Annotated in this window: 15 protein-coding genes and 1 pseudogene; 4 read left to right on the top strand and 12 right to left on the bottom strand. The window is 65.6% G+C overall.

Translation table 11 applies throughout. The features are described 5' to 3' along the window. Positions 1-14: 14 nt before the first annotated feature. The 3 genes and pseudogenes from A5759_RS19290 to A5759_RS19280 all read right to left on the bottom strand — a co-directional run. A pseudogene (locus tag A5759_RS19290) lies at positions 15-890 on the bottom strand (3-hydroxybutyryl-CoA dehydrogenase); the annotation flags it as partial. An 84-nt stretch (positions 891-974) separates the two neighbouring features. Next, the gene (gene aceA / locus A5759_RS19285) at positions 975-2,261 is read right to left on the bottom strand and encodes an isocitrate lyase (RefSeq protein WP_064399719.1); all 1,287 of its coding nucleotides are present in this window, start codon (positions 2,259-2,261) and stop codon (positions 975-977) included. 268 nt (positions 2,262-2,529) lie between these two features. Beyond that, positions 2,530-3,306 carry an acyl-[acyl-carrier-protein] thioesterase gene (locus A5759_RS19280; protein ID WP_068200655.1) on the bottom strand — a complete coding sequence of 259 codons (777 nt, stop codon included), beginning with the start codon at positions 3,304-3,306 and terminating at the stop codon, positions 2,530-2,532. Positions 3,307-3,436: 130 nt separating this feature from the next. Here A5759_RS19280 and ramB point away from each other — a divergent pair, with 130 nt between their 5' ends. Together ramB and A5759_RS19270 are read left to right on the top strand one after the other, a co-directional pair. Next, entirely contained in the window at positions 3,437-4,864 is a 1,428-nt protein-coding gene (gene ramB, locus A5759_RS19275) for an acetate metabolism transcriptional regulator RamB (RefSeq protein ID WP_068200477.1), read from the top strand. 28 nt (positions 4,865-4,892) lie between these two features. Then, positions 4,893-5,444: a carboxymuconolactone decarboxylase family protein gene (locus A5759_RS19270; protein WP_064399721.1), complete on the top strand. Its 552-nt coding sequence runs from the start codon at positions 4,893-4,895 to the stop codon at positions 5,442-5,444. 65 nt (positions 5,445-5,509) lie between these two features. On the opposite strand, the gene A5759_RS19265 is transcribed toward A5759_RS19270, so the two are convergent. Genes A5759_RS19265 through A5759_RS19250 form a run of 4 tightly spaced genes read right to left on the bottom strand, consistent with a single transcriptional unit; the run spans position 5,510 to position 10,552 of the window. Then, positions 5,510-5,800, bottom strand: coding sequence for a hypothetical protein (locus tag A5759_RS19265; protein WP_156616971.1), 291 nt, complete (start codon positions 5,798-5,800; stop codon positions 5,510-5,512). A gap of 19 nt (positions 5,801-5,819) precedes the next feature. Further along, entirely contained in the window at positions 5,820-7,214 is a 1,395-nt protein-coding gene (gene lpdA, locus A5759_RS19260; protein WP_068200474.1) for a dihydrolipoyl dehydrogenase, read from the bottom strand. Between the two features lie 9 nt (positions 7,215-7,223). Next, the gene (locus A5759_RS19255; RefSeq protein ID WP_068200472.1) at positions 7,224-10,136 is read right to left on the bottom strand and encodes an RND family transporter; all 2,913 of its coding nucleotides are present in this window, start codon (positions 10,134-10,136) and stop codon (positions 7,224-7,226) included. Further along, positions 10,133-10,552 carry an MmpS family transport accessory protein gene (locus A5759_RS19250; protein WP_068200469.1) on the bottom strand — a complete coding sequence of 140 codons (420 nt, stop codon included), beginning with the start codon at positions 10,550-10,552 and terminating at the stop codon, positions 10,133-10,135. The genes A5759_RS19255 and A5759_RS19250 overlap by 4 nt, the downstream gene beginning before the upstream one ends. 192 nt (positions 10,553-10,744) lie before the next feature. Here A5759_RS19250 and A5759_RS19245 point away from each other — a divergent pair, with 192 nt between their 5' ends. Further along, positions 10,745-11,422 carry a TetR/AcrR family transcriptional regulator gene (locus A5759_RS19245; protein ID WP_068200467.1) on the top strand — a complete coding sequence of 226 codons (678 nt, stop codon included), beginning with the start codon at positions 10,745-10,747 and terminating at the stop codon, positions 11,420-11,422. 6 nt (positions 11,423-11,428) lie between these two features. Here A5759_RS19245 and A5759_RS19240 read toward each other — a convergent pair whose 3' ends face one another. From A5759_RS19240 to adh, 4 genes are read right to left on the bottom strand one after another with little or no spacing between them, the layout of a single operon-like run. Then, positions 11,429-11,914: a hypothetical protein gene (locus tag A5759_RS19240; protein WP_068200465.1), complete on the bottom strand. Its 486-nt coding sequence runs from the start codon at positions 11,912-11,914 to the stop codon at positions 11,429-11,431. Continuing rightward, a complete protein-coding gene (locus A5759_RS19235; RefSeq protein WP_064399728.1) occupies positions 11,907-12,185 on the bottom strand; it encodes a putative holin in 279 nt (92 codons plus the stop codon). The genes A5759_RS19240 and A5759_RS19235 overlap by 8 nt, the downstream gene beginning before the upstream one ends. 36 nt (positions 12,186-12,221) lie before the next feature. Continuing rightward, positions 12,222-12,791, bottom strand: a complete 570-nt coding sequence (locus A5759_RS19230) for a DUF779 domain-containing protein (RefSeq protein WP_082962200.1) — start codon at positions 12,789-12,791, stop codon at positions 12,222-12,224. A 34-nt stretch (positions 12,792-12,825) separates the two neighbouring features. Next, on the bottom strand, positions 12,826-14,349 hold the full coding sequence (adh, locus tag A5759_RS19225) for an aldehyde dehydrogenase (protein WP_068200462.1): 1,524 nt from the start codon (positions 14,347-14,349) through the stop codon (positions 12,826-12,828). Positions 14,350-14,518: 169 nt separating this feature from the next. On the opposite strand from adh, the gene A5759_RS19220 reads away from it, so the two are divergent. Further along, positions 14,519-16,009 carry an MFS transporter gene (locus A5759_RS19220; protein ID WP_197506118.1) on the top strand — a complete coding sequence of 497 codons (1,491 nt, stop codon included), beginning with the start codon at positions 14,519-14,521 and terminating at the stop codon, positions 16,007-16,009. Here A5759_RS19220 and A5759_RS19215 read toward each other — a convergent pair. Beyond that, entirely contained in the window at positions 15,999-16,874 is an 876-nt protein-coding gene (locus tag A5759_RS19215) for a phytanoyl-CoA dioxygenase family protein (RefSeq protein WP_068200456.1), read from the bottom strand. The genes A5759_RS19220 and A5759_RS19215 overlap by 11 nt on opposite strands. Positions 16,875-17,075: the final 201 nt, after the last annotated feature.

Here is a 17,075-nt window from a genome sequence, read left to right as displayed (position 1 = left end):
GCGTGCGCTCGGCGCTAGTAGCTGTAGAAGCCCCGGCCTGACTTCTTGCCGAGCTGCCCCGCCTCGACCATCCGCAGCAGCAGCGGTGGCGGCGCGTAGTGCGGGTCCTTGAGTTCGTCGAACATCGAGTCTGCGATCAGCTTCATGGTGTCCAGACCGATCAGGTCCGAAAGCCGCAGCGGGCCCATCGGATGTGAGAGCCCGGCCACGATTGCCTTGTCGACGTCCTCCACCGTGGCGACGCCGGCCTCCACCATCCGGATCGCCGAGAGCAGATAAGGCACCAGCAGCGCATTGACGACGAACCCGGAGCGGTCGCTGCACCGCACCACCTGCTTGCCGAGCACCTCGCTCGCGAACTGCTCGGTCCGCTGCAGCGCCTCCTCGGAGGTCACCAGCGTGTTGACCAGCTCCACCAGCGGCAGCACCGGCACTGGGTTGAAGAAGTGCAGCCCCAGCACGCGACTCGGATTCTTAGTTGCCGCAGCGATTTTCATGATTGGGATGCTCGACGTGTTCGACGCGAGGACCGCGTCGGGATCGGTGACGACGGCGTCGAGCTCGGCGAAGACCTTGGCCTTGACGGCCTCGTCCTCGATGATCGCCTCGATCACGAGTTGACGGTCGGCCAGGTCGGACAGATCGGTGGTGTACGACAGCCGCGCCAACGTCGCATCGCGGTCGGCCTCCGACAGCTTGCCCTTGCTCGCGGCCCGCTCCAACGAGCCGGTGATCCGCTTGCGCCCGGCCTCGACGAGTTCCTCGGACGGCTCGTAGACGACGACGCTGGCGCCGGCTTTCGCGGCCACCTCCGCGATGCCGCTGCCCATCTGTCCGGCGCCGACCACACCGACTCGTTCAATGCTCACTTGCGTCCTCTCCATAACATCAGGCCCCGCCCAATATAAGGACGGGGCCTGATGACAAGCCGTTGGGCCTCGTGAGCCTACTGGGCCTGGTCTAGGGGGCCTGACTTAGTGGAACTGACCCTCTTCGGTCGAACCCTTCAGCGCGGTCGTCGAGCTGTTCGGGTCCACCGTCGTGGCGATCCGGTCGAAGTAGCCGGCGCCGACCTCGCGCTGATGCTTGGTTGCGGTGTAACCCCGCTCCTCGGCGGCGAATTCGCGCTCCTGCAGCTCGACGTATGCCGACATCTGGTTGCGGGCGTAGCCGTAAGCCAGGTCGAACATCGAGTAGTTCAGCGCGTGGAAGCCGGCCAGCGTGATGAACTGGAACTTGAAGCCCATCGCGCCCAGCTCCTTCTGGAACTTCGCGATCGTCGCGTCGTCGAGGTGCTTCTTCCAGTTGAACGACGGCGAGCAGTTGTAGGCCAGCATCTGGTCCGGGAACTCGGCCTGCACGCCCTCGGCGAACTTCTTGGCCAGCTCGAGGTCGGGGGTGCCGGTCTCCATCCAGATCAGATCGGCGTACGGCGCGTAGGCCTTGGCGCGCGCGATGCACGGCTCGATGCCGTTCTTGACGGTGTAAAAGCCTTCCTTGGTCCGCTCACCGGTGATGAACGGCTGATCGCGCTCGTCGACGTCGGAGGTGATCAAGGTGGCCGCCTCGGCGTCGGTGCGCGCGATGACCACGGTCGGGACGTCGGCGACGTCGGCCGCCAGGCGTGCCGAGGTCAGGGTGCGGATGTGCTGCTGCGTCGGGATCAGCACCTTGCCACCGAGGTGACCGCACTTCTTCTCCGATGCCAGCTGATCCTCCCAGTGCGAACCCGCGACACCGGCGGCGATCATCGCCTTCTGCAGCTCGTAGACGTTCAACGCACCGCCGAAGCCCGCCTCGCCGTCGGCGACGATCGGCACCAGCCAGTTCTCGACCGAGGTGTCGCCCTCGACCTTGGCGATCTCGTCGGCGCGAAGCAGCGCGTTGTTGATCCGGCGCACGACCTGCGGCACCGAGTTGGCCGGGTACAGGCTCTGGTCGGGGTAGGTGTGACCGGACAGGTTCGCATCACCGGCGACCTGCCACCCGGACAGGTAGATGGCCTTCAGCCCGGCGCGCACCTGCTGGACGGCCATGTTGCCGGTCAGCGCGCCGAGCGCGTTGACGAACTCCATGTCATGCAGCTGGTTCCACAGGATCTCCGCCCCACGCTTGGCCAGCGTGGACTCCTCGACGACGGTGCCCTGCAGCGCAACGACGTCCTCGGCCGAGTAGTCGCGGGTGACGTTCTTCCAGCGGGGATTGGTGTCCCAGTCGCGCTGAATTTCTTCGGCACTCTTCGGCTTGCCAACGGTTGACATGGCGCTCCTTCGATCTGTTCACTATCGCCGCGGCGCCGCCGGAGTAGCCCGGCTTGTTAACGCCCAAACGGTTTAGCAGTTTCGCTACTACGAGGATGCCTCAGTCCATTAGCGCAGGTCCAGCCGTTTTGAATGCCAACTTTCGCCAACCACTCCCTCAGATTTGCGAATCTTGCGAAGAACCGGGTGCGCTTGACCGGTTCAGAAGTTACCGATGAGTAGGCGATTTCCGCAGGTCAGTACGCTCGTACTGTTAAACCGATCATGATCAGAGGTTGAAGATCGCGGCGACGGCCTTGGCCTCGTCGCCGACCGCATATGTGAGCGTTGTAACAGTGCGGTCCGTCAGCTCCGGACCGAATTTGTCCGTCGAACCCGGCGGATAGGTGTGGCTGAGAATCTCCATCCTGTCGCCAAGGGCGACCGCGGCGTCGTGTTCGATGGTCACCCGCAGCGGGTACCGCGCCAGCTCCGGATGGTGATGCAGGTAGTCCTCGATCACCGACCAGTACACCGCGTTGTTCATATGGTCGAAGATGTCGATGTCGCTGACCCGCGTCGGGAACTCGCGGATGTCATCGGCGTCCTCGCGGCTGCCCGCCGACAGGTACTCCTTCCACCTCAGGCGGTTGACGTCGGTCGTACGCCGCAATCCCTCGAGGAAGTCGTCGGATATGCGCGCGGGTCCCTGCGTCTCGCGATTGATGTTGATCCAGAACGCCTCGGATTCGATCAGGCCGCCCTTTCGGCCGTCGATGCGCACCCGCATCTCGCACCATCGGTTCGACGTTCCCGAACACCAACGACGCAGCCGCAGAATGTCCTGGAACTCGATCGGGCGGATCATGTCGATCATCGTGCGGCGCACGATCCACAGCGGATGGGTCTCCTGGAACCCCAGTTCGCGCAACTGGTCGGAGCCGATGTCTTGAATGTGGCGCGTCGCGGCGTCGAATTTGAGCCGGCCTTCGCGGTCCACGTCGGCCACCCGGAGCGGCCACTCGATGTCGAAGACGTCGGGGTGCGGATCAGGGACCGGCATCATGGCCTTGGCCAGGCCCTGGGCCGGGCCCGTTCCCGATCCCTGCTTCTCGTTCACGACCGCCGATATTGCCACAGCGGCGGATTGCCAACAATGCGAAGAGCACCTTCGCACCGTTGCTACGCTGGCTGACGTGGCGAAAACGTTTGTCGGCTCGCGGGTTCGGCAACTTCGCAGCGAGCGTGGCTTCAGCCAGGCGGCGCTTGCCCAGATGCTCGACATCTCGCCGAGCTACCTCAACCAGATCGAGCACGACGTGCGGCCGCTGACCGTGGCCGTCCTGCTGCGAATCACCGAGGTGTTCGGCGTCGACGCCACCTTCTTCGCCTCCGAGGACGACACCCGTCTGGTCGCGGAGCTACGCGAGGTCACCCTCGACCGCGACCTCGATATCGACGTCGACCTGGCCGAGATCGCGGACATGGTCGCTGCGCACCCCAACCTCGCCCGCGCGATGGTCAACCTCCACCGCCGCTACCAGCTGACCACCACCCGACTGGCGGCGGCCACCGAGGACAGGTTCGCCGCGGGCGGCGGCTTCAGTTCTGGCTCGGGTGCGATCACCATGCCCCATGAGGAGGTGCGCGACTACTTCTACCAACGACAGAACTATCTGCACGAACTCGACACCGCGGCCGAAGACCTCACCATCCGCATGGCGATGCACCGCTCGGAGCTCGCCCGCCAATTGTCGGACCGACTGACGATGGTGCACGGCGTGCGCATCGTCCACCGCATGGAACTCGGCGAATCGGTGCTGCACCGGTACAGCCCCGAGACGAAGACACTCGAGCTCAACAACCACCTCTCATCCGGGCAGACCGTGTTCAAGATGGCCGTCGAACTGGCGTATCTGGAATTCGGCGACCTCATCGACAAGCTCGTCGACGAGGGCAAGTTCACCAGCGACGAGTCCACGCGGCTGGCGCGACTGGGCCTGGCCAACTACTTCGCCGCCGCAATGGTGTTGCCGTACGCGCAGTTTCACGATGTCGCGGAGAACTTCCGCTACGACGTCGAGCGGCTTTCGGCGTTCTACTCGGTCAGCTACGAGACGATCGCGCACCGGCTGTCGACCCTGCAGCGGCCGTCGATGCGCGGTGTGCCGCTATCCTTCGTCCGCGTCGACCGCGCAGGCAATATGTCAAAGCGCCAGTCCGCCACCGGCTTCCACTTCTCCTCCAGCGGCGGTACCTGCCCGCTGTGGAACGTCTATGAGACGTTCGCCAACCCCGGCAAGATCGGAGTGCAGGTCGCGCAGATGCCCGACGGGCGCAACTACCTGTGGGTGGCCCGCACCGTCGAACGGCGTGCACAGCGCTACGGGCAGCCGGGTAAGACGTTCGCCATCGGCCTGGGCTGCGAGCTGCGCCACGCCCATCGGCTCGTGTATTCGGAGGGGCTCGACCTGTCCGGGGAGGTGTCGACGCCGATCGGCGCCGGTTGCCGGGTCTGCGAGCGCGACAACTGCCCGCAGCGGGCCTTCCCCGCCCTCGGCCGTGCGCTCGACATCGACGAGCACCGCAGCACGGTCTCGCCCTATCTGGTACGTCGACCTTGATTCGGCGACCACACGTAGACTCGCTGTGATGAGCGCACCCGAGTCGGCACGTATCGCGCCCGGTGGATTCAAGGAACTCGGCCCGCTGAACTGGGCCATCGCCAAGCTCGGCGCCCGCGCGATCAGGGCGCCCCGCTTCAGCCTCTTCAATGTGCTTGGCCAACACCGGCTTCTGTTCCTGGCGTGGCTGCCGTACAGCGGTGTGCTGCTTGGCATGCTGAGCAAGCTGTCGGTGCAGGACGCCGAAACCGTCATCCTGCGCGTCGGACATCTCCGGGACTGCGAATACGAACTGCAGCAGCACCGCCGCTTGGCCCGCACCCGGGGGCTCGGCCCGGACGTGCAGAAGAAGATCTTCGAGGGTCCCGACGCCGAAGGACTGACCGACCGCCAGCGCGCGTTGATCACCGCCACCGACGAGTTCGTCGTGACCCGCGGCGTCTCACCCGAGACCTGGGCCGTGTTGGCCAGGCACCTGACCAAACCGCAGCTGATCGAGTTCTGCATGCTGGCCGCCCAGTACGACGGTCTGGCGGCCACGATCACCACTTTGAAAGTGCCGCTGGACTTCCCGGACTAGTGCTCGTTTGTGAATCCGACGACGCTCATCGGCCCGTCAGCGTCGGCATCTTCACAAACGGCGCGCTAGAGGTACGTGATACCGAGGACGATCAGCGACAGCAGCACCGGCGAGACCGGCAGCGCGCACAGGAACACCGCCCACACCTCGCTTCTGCGCTGATACGCCCGCCAGCCCAGCCAGCCGACCGCACCGCCCACGACAAACGACACTGCGGCCACCACCAGCACCCAGGTGCTGACGTCGGAGGTCGAGGTGGCGAAGGAGATCCCGGCCAGCCAGAGGATATGGCCGATCACCAAGCCGCCGATGCCGGCGACCCACAGTGCCCTCGCCGTGCTGGTTGTCTGAACCACGCTGCTGTGTGGCCCCGGCTCAGAAGTTGATCATGTGGCCGAGCAGGCCATGGAAGCATTCCTGCAGGGCCTCGGACATGGTCGGGTGCGTGTGGACGTTGCGCGCCAGTTCGGCGGCGGTGAGGTCCCACTTCTGGGCCAGCGTCAGCTCGGGCAGAAGCTCGGAGACGTCGTGGCCGATCAGGTGGCCGCCGATCAGCTCGCCGTACTTGCCGTCGGCGATCAGCTTGACGAAGCCGCTGGGGTCGCCCGCGCCGTGCGCCTTGGCGTTGGCGGTGAACGGGAACTTGGCGACCTTGACGTCGTAACCCTCTTCGCGGGCCTGCTCTTCGGTGAGCCCGAAGCTGGCCACCTGCGGCTGGCAGAACGTCGCGCGCGGCAGCATCCGGTAGTCCCCGAGCGGCAGAGTCTCTGCGCCTGCGATGGTTTCGGCGGCGATGACGCCCTGCGCCTCGGCCACATGCGCCAACTGCAGCTTGCCCGTCACGTCGCCGATCGCGTAGATGTGCGGCACGCTGGTGCGCATGTAGTCGTCGATGTCGATCGCCTTGCGCTCGGTGATCCCGACGCCCGTGTTGTCGAGTCCGTAACCCTCCAGGTTGGGCGCGAAACCGATTGCTTGCAGCACCTTTTCGGCTTTGATGTCCTCGGACTTGCCGTCCTTGCTGACGGACACGGTGACGTCGTCGCCGCTGTCTTTGATCGATTCGACCTTGGTGCCGGTCAGCACCTTGACGCCGAGCTTCTTGAACTGCTTCTCGATCTCCTTGGAGACGTCGGCGTCCTCGTTGGGCAGCGCGCGGGGCAGGAACTCGACGATCGTGACGTCGACGCCGTAGTTCTTCATCACGTAGCCGAACTCCATGCCGATGGCACCGGCGCCGGCGATCACGATCGAGGACGGCAGCTCGCGCGTCATGATGAGTTCTTCGTAGGTGACCACGTTTTCGGACAGCGACGTGTCGGGCACCAGGCGGGTGCTGCTGCCGGTGGCGATGATGATGTTGTCGAACTCGACGGTCTCGGTGCCGCCGTCGTTGAGGTCGACCTCGAGCGTGTGCTCGTCTTTGAACTTGCCGTAGCCGTGGATCTCGGTGATCTTGTTCTTCTTCATCAAGTAATGCACGCCGGCGACGCGGCCGTCGGCGATCTTGCGGCTGCGGTCGAAGGCGACGCCGTAGTCGAACGTCGCCTCGCCGTTGATGCCGAACTGCTTGGCTTCCTTGGTGAAGATGTGCGCGAGCTCCGCATTACGCAGCAACGCTTTGGACGGGATGCACCCAACGTTGAGGCACACGCCGCCCCAGTACTTGGGTTCGACGATGGCGGTGTTCAGTCCGAGCTGTGCGGCGCGGATGGCCGCGACGTACCCGCCGGGACCTGCTCCGAGAACGACGACGTCATAGTGGGTCACGCCCCCACACTAATGGGCATCGGCGAACGGTCCGCCATGTCCCGCGGGATCGCGTTGGATCGGCTGGGGCCACGGCGCCGGGCGCGGACGCTGGCGCACCTGCAGCGGCCACCAGAACCACCGTCCGAGCAGAGTGGCCACCGACGGCGTCATCAATCCCCTGATCACGAACGTGTCGAACATCAGGCCCAGCGCGATCGTCGTGCCGACCTGGCCGATGACGATCAGGTCGCTGACCGCCATCGTCGCCATCGTGAACGCGAACACCAACCCGGCGGCGGTGACGACGGGGCCGCTGCCTGCCATCGCGCGAATGGTGCCGGTGCGCAGTCCGGCGTGGACTTCCTCCTTCATCCGCGACACCAGCAGCAGGTTGTAGTCCGCGCCGACGGCCACCAGCACGATGATCGCCATCGGCAGGACCATCCAGTGCAGAGGGATGCCGATGATGTGCTGCCACAGCACCACCGACATCCCGAACGCCGTGCCCAGGCTCAGCGCCACGGTTCCGACGATGACCAGAGCGGCGACCAGGGCCCTGGTGATCACCATCATGATGACGAGGATCAACAGGAGCGCGGCTGTGACCGCGATCAGCAGGTCGTAATCGGCACCCTGCTGCATGTCGTCGAACATCGCCGCGGCACCGCCGACGTAGACCCAGGAACCTTCCAGCGGTGTGCCCTTGATCGCGGCGGCCGCGGCCTTCTTCAGTGGTTCGATCCGTGAAATGCCTTCCTCGGTCAGCGGATCGCCCTGGTGGATGATGGTGAACCGGACGGCGTGCCCGTCCGGCGACATCATCAGGTCCATGCCGCGGATGAAGTCGGCGTTCGTGAACGCTTCGGGCGGAACGTAGAAGGAGTCGTCGTTGAGGGCTTCGTCGAACGCCTCCCCCATCGCCGCGCTGTCTTCCTGCTGCTCCATGGTCTGGTCCTGCTGCGCCTTCTGAACCTGATATTGGTTCAGCATCATCTGGCGCTGGTTTTTCATCGACTGGATCATCCCCGGCATCACCGCGGTCATCTCCAGCGTCAGGTCGGCCATCCGGTTGATGTCGGGAACCATCGCCTGGAAGTCGTCGGACATGGTCGAGATGCCGTCGAGGCTGTTGAAGATCGAACGCAGCGACCAGCAGACCGGGATGTTGAAACAGTGTGGCTCCCAGTAGAAGTAGTTGCGCACGGGGCGGAAGAAGTCATCGAAGTTGGCGATGTTGTCGCGCACTTCCTGCACAGTCAGCGACGTGTCGGTCATCTTGTCGGCCATACTTCGCGACACCACGGACAGTTCGCGGGTGATCGAGTTCATCTTCTCCATCGACTCGATGGTGTGGGCCATCTCGTCGGCCTGGGCCATGATGTTGTCGATGACGCCCTGCTGGTAGTCGTTGGACATGAGCTGGCCGACGCCTTGCTGGCCGATCATGTAGGGGATCGTCGTGTGTTCGATCGGCTTGCCGTCGGGCCGGGTGATCGCCTGCACCTGGGCGATTCCCTCGACATCCGCAAGGGCTTTCGCGATCTTGTCGATCATCAGGAACCCTGCCGGGTTGCGCAGGTCGCGGTCGGTCTCGACCATCAGCACGTCCGGGTTCATCCGGGCCTCGGAGAAGTGGCGGGTCGCCGCCGCGTAACCGACGTTGGCCGAGATGTCGTCGGGCAGATACAGCCGGTCGTTGTAGCTCGTGTGGTAGCTGGGCAGCGCGAGCAAGCCGACCAGGCACGCCGCGACGGCAACCACCACGAACGCACCGGGCCAGCGGACGGTCGAGGTGCCGATCCGACGCCACGCCCGGGTCGATGACTTGGCCTTGGGTTCGAGCACGCGGCCGAAGCGGCTGACCACAGAGATCAACGCGGGGCCGAACGTCAAGGCCACCACGATGCCGAACACCATCGCCGCGGCCATCGGATAGCCCATGCTCTGGAAGTAGGGCAGCCGGGTGAAGTTCAGGCAGAAGGTGGCGCCCGCGATGGTCAACCCGGACGCCGCCACGACGTGGGCGGTCCCCTGAAACATCGTGTAGTACGCCGATTCTCGGTCCTCACCGGATCGGCGGGCCTCCTGGTACCGGCCGACCAGAAAGATCCCGTAGTCGACGGCGGTGGCGATGGTCAGGGTGACCACCAGGTTGGTGGCGAAGGTGGTCAGACCAAACACGTTGTGGTAACCCAGAAATGAGATCAACCCGCGGTTGCCGAGCAATCCCATCGCGAGCATGCTGAGCAGCACCAGCGTCGTGGCGATGGACCGGTAGATCACCAACAGCATGACGACGATGACGCCGAACGTGAGCATCTCGATCGTCCGCATGCTCTTGTCGCCGACGGCGTTCTGGTCTGTCGTCGTCGCTGCTGCGCCGGTGACGTAGACCTCGACACCAGGAGGCGTCGGGTGTTTGGTGACGATGTCCCGCACGGCGTGCACCGACTCGTTGGCCAACCTCTCGCCCTGGTCGCCGGCGATGTACACCTGGGTGTAAGCGGCCTTGCCGTCGACGCTCTGCGCGCCCGCGGCGGTGAACGAGTCAGACCACAGGTCCTGCACATACTGCACGTGTGCGGTGTCGGCGCGCAGGTCGCGCACCATCTGTTCGTAGAACTCCAGCGCCTCGACACCCAGCTTCTTCTCGCCCTCGAGCACGACCATGACCGAGCTGCTGGTGTCGTATTCCTCGAACGTGGTGCCGACGCGTTTCATCGCGATCATCGACGGCGCGTCCTGTGGGCTCATCGACACCGCGCGCTGCTTGCCGACCACTTCGAGCTGCGGCACCGCGGTGTTGAGGAAGCCGATGATGACGACCCAGCCCACGATGATCGGCAGGGCGAACAGGCGGATCAACCGCGGAAGCCACGGACGTTTCGGCGCGGCGATCGGGTTGGGGTTCGTCGGCGCGTCGTCGACCGGTGCGCTCATGCGGATTTCACCAGACAGAACGTCTGGGCGTTCACACCCTGAGCCATCTTCTCATCCTTGAGTTCGTCGTCCACGGTGATGCGGCAGCCGATGGACTGGCCGTCGGTCTGGGCGATGATGTTCGGCGCTACCGACGGCGCTGTGGTCTCCAACGTCAGCGACCACGGCAGGCTCACGGTTCCGGCGCGCACCGGCTTTCCGTCGAGATCCAGATAGTTGACCACGGCGGTGCCCGTACCGAAGACCTCATAGGTGACGACCTTCGGGATGAACTTCTCCGCGGTGTCGGCACCGATCGGGGTCTTCAGGGCGGGTTCGGCACCGAAGATGCCCCGGAAATGCGACACCGCGAGAACGCCCGCCGTCGCGGCGATCAGGATCATTACGGGAAGCCAGACGCGCGTCACCAGCTTCATGACCGGCGCTCCCCCGGGTCGGCATCAGCGCGCCCGAGCAGTGCGGGAAATGGATCGACGGGAGTCAATGTGCGGGCCTTCCGGCGTTGTGACCACCCCGAGCTGAAGGGGCGCAGTGCTAGTCAGCCAAGCTAACGAACGAAGCGGACAAGGTCAATCCGCTTTCCTGTGGACCGCATTACACTCGGCCGGATGGATGTGGGTGAGACGGAGTCGCCGCGGCTGGGGTGTCGCCCCCTGCGCAAAGACGCTGAACGCAACCGCACACGCGTTTTGCAAGCGGCCCGTGAACTGTTCGCATCAAAAGGTTTGGAGCCCAACCTCAATGACGTCGCCCGGTACGCAGGGGTGGGAGTGGGAACGGTGTACCGGCGGTTCGCGACCAAAGACGAACTGCTCGAGGCTATCTTCGTCGACGGCCTGGATCAGATGACTGCGTTGGCTGAAACCGCGCTGGAGCACGACGATCCGTGGGAGGGCTTCGTGTGGTTCGTCGAGCATCTGTGCGCGATGACCGCTACCGACCGGGGCTTGCGGGAAATCGCGTTCAGCAAAGCCTACGGCGGTGACCGCGTGGTGGCGGCACAGGAACGTCTTCACCCGGTGGCCGTGCAAGTCGTCAAGCGAGCGCAGAACGACGGCCGTCTGCGCTCGGACATCTCACACACCGACCTGCCTCTGCTCAGCCTGCTCGCCGGAATGGTCAGCGAGTTCGCCGGACACGTCGACACCGATCTGTGGCGTCGCTATGTCGGGATCCTGTTGGACGGTATGCGTTCTGGCGACGACAACGAACCGTTGCCGGTGCGCGCGTTGGACGATCAGGGCCTCGACGCGGCCATGCGGACATGGGAACCTACCGGCCGCTGAGACAACTCAGTAGGGGATCACGCCTGCGAAACACCGGGTGGCCCACTCGCAGAAGTAAAGACCGTGCAGTACCGCCGCCCCCGCGACCGCTCCGAACGGCGCCGACATCAGCGCGAGCGCGAGCGCGGACACCACGGGCCTGTCGGGCACCATCGCGAGAAGTAGACCGGCCACCGTCGCCGTGACCACGAAGACCAGCGCGACGAAGACCGGGGCCGTCTTGTCCATCGAGTGGTACCACCAGTGGTACAGACCCCATCCCGCCAACGCGGCGAGCGCCCAGACGCCAGCGACGACGAGCGCGAACATCCAGCGCTTGAGGTAGGGGTGGTTGCCGGGAACCACGACGGGCTGTGCCGGGATCGGTACCGGCTGCGACGGGTGCTCGGCGACGGCCGTCGTTCCCATCACCGCCTGGAACTCACCGGTGGTGAATGTCGGGGTGTACGGCTCCGTCGGGTCGCCGGGCAGCGTTTCGGTTGTCTCAGGCACCGTGCACCGCCTGGATCGCGACCAGCACCCCGAACCACCCGGGCGCGACGCCGAGCAGGAAGGCGCCTGCGGTCGTCACCCACCGCCGACCCGACACCAGGATCGCCAGCATGCCGAGCGCGGCGGGTACGCCGACGACGAGCGCCACGACGACGTCGGGCCGGATGGGCGCGTCGATCACCAGCGTGGCGGCGACCCCCAGGATCAGCCCCACTGCCGTACCGACCAGCAACGCGCTGGTCAGCACCCATGCACGGGGAAGCGGTATCACGGTTGAAAGGCTACGCGGACAACGGCTTAGCCCCGCTCACCCGCCCGGCGCGTCAGGTATCGGACAGGCATCGATTGGGTTACCGACGATATGCGTTTCCGGCGGTGGCGGTCGGACGCCCCGTTCGAAATCCGCTCCGGTCACAGGCGGTGTCACGGCCAGTGCCTGCATCTCTGCCCCGGTGAACGCCCGGCCTCGGCTCAAGAACCGCACCCCTTCGGGGGCTTCGACGCTGAACCCTCCGCCGCGGCCCGGGACGACGTCGATCACGAGTTGGGTGTGCTTCCACGCCTCGAACTGCGAGCCCGAGATCCACACCGGTACCCCGTCGCCGACGTCGAGCACCGCGAGCAGCACGTCGCGATCGCCCACGATGAACTCCCCGTCGGGGTAGCACATCGGCGACGATCCGTCACAGCAGCCGCCGGACTGGTGGAACATCAGCGCGCCATGCTTGTCCTGCAGTCGGGCCAGCAGATCGGCGGCCGCGGCGGTGATCAGCGCCCGCGGCGGCGCCGGCTCTTCTTCTTGTTGCGCCGAACGTGGGTTACCCGCACGCGAAAGTCCGGTTTGGTGTGCGGGTAACCCACGTTCGCGCCCGGGCATCGTCAGAATCCTCGCCTCCTCGCGCAAGCGCTCGTCAGAAGAACCCCTGCGCTTTGTTGCTGTAGGACACCAGCAGATTCTTGGTCTGCTGGTAGTGGTCGAGCATCATCCTGTGGTTCTCGCGACCGATGCCGGACTGCTTGTATCCGCCGAACGCGGCGTGCGCCGGGTAGGCGTGGTAGCAGTTCGTCCACACCCGACCCGCCTTGATGTCGCGGCCGGCGCGGTAGGCGGTGTTGCCGTCGCGACTCCACACTCCGGCGCCCAACCCGTACAGCGTGTCGTTGGCAACCGCGATCGCGTCGTCGTAATCGGTGAACGAGGTGACCGCGACGACGGGCCCGAAGATCTCCTCCTGGAAGATCCGCATCTTGTTGTTGCCCTCGAAGATCGTCGGCTGCACGTAGTAGCCGCCGGACAGGTCGCCGCCGAGTTCGGCGCGCTCACCGCCGGTGACGACGCGGGCGCCTTCGTCTTTACCGATCGCGATGTAGGACAACACCTTTTCGAGCTGGTCGTTGGAGGCCTGCGATCCGATCATCGTCTCGGTGTCCAGCGGATCGCCCTGTCGCACGGCCTTGGTGCGGATCGCGGCCAACTCCAGGAACTCGTCGTAGATGTCGGCCTGGATCAGGCTGCGCGACGGGCACGTGCACACCTCGCCCTGGTTGAGGGCGAACATCGTGAACCCTTCGAGCGCCTTGTCCTGGTAATCGTCGGCGGCGGCCATCACGTCGGAGAAGAAGATGTTGGGGCTCTTGCCGCCGAGTTCGAGCGTGACGGGGATCAGGTTCTGGGACGCGTACTGCATGATCAGCCGGCCGGTGGTGGTCTCGCCGGTGAACGCGATCTTGGCGATGCGGTTGCTCGACGCCAGCGGTTTGCCCGCCTCGAAACCGAACCCGTTGACCACGTTGAGCACACCGGCGGGCAACAGGTCGCCGATCAGGCTCATCAGATACAGGATCGAGGCCGGCGTCTGCTCGGCCGGTTTGAGCACCACGGCGTTCCCGGCGGCCAACGCCGGGGCCAGCTTCCACGTCGCCATCAGGATCGGGAAGTTCCACGGGATGATCTGCCCGACGACGCCGAGTGGCTCGTGGAAGTGATAGGCGACGGTGTCGTCGTCGATCTGGGAGAGCGACCCCTCCTGCGCCCGGATCGCTCCGGCGAAGTAACGGAAGTGGTCGACGGCCAGTGGGAGGTCGGCGTTGAGCGTCTCGCGAATGGGCTTGCCGTTGTCCCACGACTCCGCGAGCGCCAGCGACTCGAGGTTGGCCTCGATACGGTCGGCGATCTTGTTGAGGATGACGGCGCGCTCCCCCGCGGCGGTCTTGCCCCATGCGGCGGCCGCGCCGTGTGCGGCGTCCAGCGCTGCCTCGATATCGGTTTCGTCGGATCGCGGCACCTCGCAGAACGACTGGCCCGTCACCGGCGTCGGGTTCTCGAAGTACTCCCCGGAGGCCGGCGGCACCCATTCTCCGCCGATGAAGTTGCCGTAGCGCGACTCGAACGACATCAGGGCGTCGGCGGCACCCGGGCGGGCGTAAACGGTCATCGTGTCCTCCTCGTTGAGACATCTGACGAGACCTGTGACGGCCGGTCGCCATCGGCGAAGGCGACGGGTCGATGGCGGTCGGTCTTTCGCATCATGGCCGATTGTGCTCGCGATCACATCGGTGCGCCAGCGTGCCCCTACCGTGCCTCGCGACCTCCACAATGGTCGCGTGCATCCGTCACCGACGGCCGGACACCGCGCGCCCGGTTCGCGGCCCTCGACAAGTTACGGGTTCGTGTTGCTGGCGGTGACGTTGGCGATCAGCGACTTCACGATCGCCGACGCCGTCATCCCGTCACTGGTACGGGATCTCGGTTTGTCCGTGGCCGATCTGGGCCTGGCGTTCACGGCGTACTTCGCCGCAGCGGCGGCATTCATGGTCCTGTTCGGCAGGCTCGGTGACGTCCTTGGACGCCGCTTCGTGCTGCTCGTCTCCACTGCCCTGTTCATCGCGGGAAGCGTGCTCAGCGGCATCGCCTGGGATCTGCCCTCCTTTTTCGCCGGCCGCGTGCTGTCCGGACTGGCGTTGGCGGCTACTCTGCCGAACGGTCTCGGCGTGCTCAACACGCTGTTCGCGCAACGTGGGCCGCAGCGGGAGCGCGCCTTCGGCTTGTGGGCGGCGGCGATCGGGCTGGCGGCGGTGATAGGACCTCTTGTCGGGGGCGCGGCGGCGGCCACCGCGATCAGTTGGCGCTGGGCCTTTTTCGGGTCGGCGCTACTTGGCGTGCTGGCCGCGGTGGGCATCGCCACGACGTTGGCCGAGAACCCCCGCAAGCGTCTCGCCGACATCGACGTTTGGGGTGCGCTCCTGTTGGCGGCAAGTGCGGGCAGCCTTGCGCTGGCCGTGGACCTCGGAGGCGGCGGCTACGACGACCAGGTGCGCACGGCCGTCGGCCTTTTCGGTGTCACGATCGCGGCCGTCGCCGCTTTCGCCGCGGTGCAGCGCAGGCGGATCCGTCGGCGACGAGAAACCATCGCCCCGCCACACCTGTTCCGGTACCGGTCTTTTCGGCTGGCCACATTCAGCTCCGCGTTCATGTCCATCGGGGACACCGGATTCCAACTGGCCCTCCCGCTGGTCCTGGGGTTCGTTCTCGGCGTGGGCCAATTGGGGGTCGGCGTCGTGCTGGCCTGCTACGGCGCGGGTGCTGTGCTCAGCGGCCCGGCGGCGGCTGCCCTAGCTCGCCGACTCGACGACCGCACGGTGGCCCGATACGCCCTTGCGGCACTGCCGCTTCTGCTGCTCGGCCTGATCGCCCTGCTCTCCTGGGAGACACCGCTGGCCGCCGTGGGAGCGGTGCTGGTCGCCTACGGCGTGGCCTGGGGTGTCGCATACGCGCGGCTGGTCAACATATCGTATTACGAAGTGCCCGAACAGGACTCAGCGGTTGCGGGTGGCGTTCAGAGCGCGCTGCGGCTTCTGGCCGGTGCCCTCGGCGCGGGGATTCTCACGGCAGTCTTCAGCGGTGTGGCCGGCCGGTCGGCGCTGGACGCGGCGGTGCCGTCGCATTCGCGACTGACGCCCTCGGCCGATACGTCCGCGCTCGCGACGGCACTCTCGACAGGGGCGCAGGCGACCATCGCGGTCGCCGCCGCCATCACGGCGGTCGCGCTGATCATCGCGTTGCGGCTGCCCGAACAGCCGACCGTCAGATCGTGAGCGGCCGCTCCAAGCGGTCGCGAACCGAGTCGAGGAACGGATGCTCTTCGGAACCCAGGTAGTCGGCGGGTGGGCGCCAGTCGATCCGGCCCATCTTCCCCGCGAACAAGCCGTAGCCGATCAGTTCGCGGAGTCGCGGGTCCAGCCGTCGCACCAACTCGCGGGGAATGCTGAGCTGCTGGTTGATCTGTTGGCGCAGGAACCCCGCGCAGTAGTTGACGGTGAGGGCGGGACGCGGCTTGTTCGTCCGGTTGGCGCCGGCCGTATGCCACAGGCTGCCGTTCCACACCAGCGCGTCACCGGCGGCCATCTCCACCGGGGTGCTCGGCGGATAGGGTTCCGCCGGCATCGCTGCCAGCCGGTGGGTGCCCGGCACAACGCGGGTCGCACCGTTCTCGTCGGTGAAGTCGCAGAGCGCGATCAACGCGTTGCAGAGCAGCGGTTGGTGTGGCCGCGGAATCGGATACATCTCGTCGTCGCAATGCAGGCGTTGCTCGACCGCCCCCGGCAGCTGGTTGCTCGTCATGAACCAGGACAGCAGACAGTCCCGACCGAGCACCCCCTCGATGATCGGCAACAACCGCGGGTTGGTCGGGAGCGCCTCGTATCGGGCACCGTGTAGCAGCAGGTTGTCGATCCGGACCCAGTCGTGATCGGCGCCGTTGAGCGCCTTCTGTCCCGGGCGGGGGAAACCTTTGACGACGGTGTTCGAGTTGGCGATCACCGTCGGCAGTTCACGCTCGAGCCGACGCGTATCGCTCAGGTAGCCGTCGATCGCCTCGTGCTCGAGGACTCCCTTGACGACGGTGTAGCCGAGTTCTTCGATCTCACCGACGTGCCGAGCCGTCGATGAGTCGTCAGTCATCAGGACGGCAGCAGGTCGATTTCCTGCTGAACCTCTTCTTCTCGAACCTCGTCGGTGTCGACGATCTGTGGGTCGGCCATGACGATCTCCTTCACTAGGACAAAAAAGATGACCAGGTCATGATCACTCACCATGGGCGCTCGCGCGGGGCATTCCGGCAGAAAATTGACTCTTCCGCAAAGGCGTAGCTCCCGGTACGGC

The sequence above is a fragment of the Mycobacterium sp. 852014-52144_SCH5372336 genome, assembly GCF_001665615.1.
GTDB lineage: Bacteria > Actinomycetota > Actinomycetes > Mycobacteriales > Mycobacteriaceae > Mycobacterium > Mycobacterium neumannii_A.
This window is presented reverse-complemented; position numbering and strand designations above follow the sequence as displayed.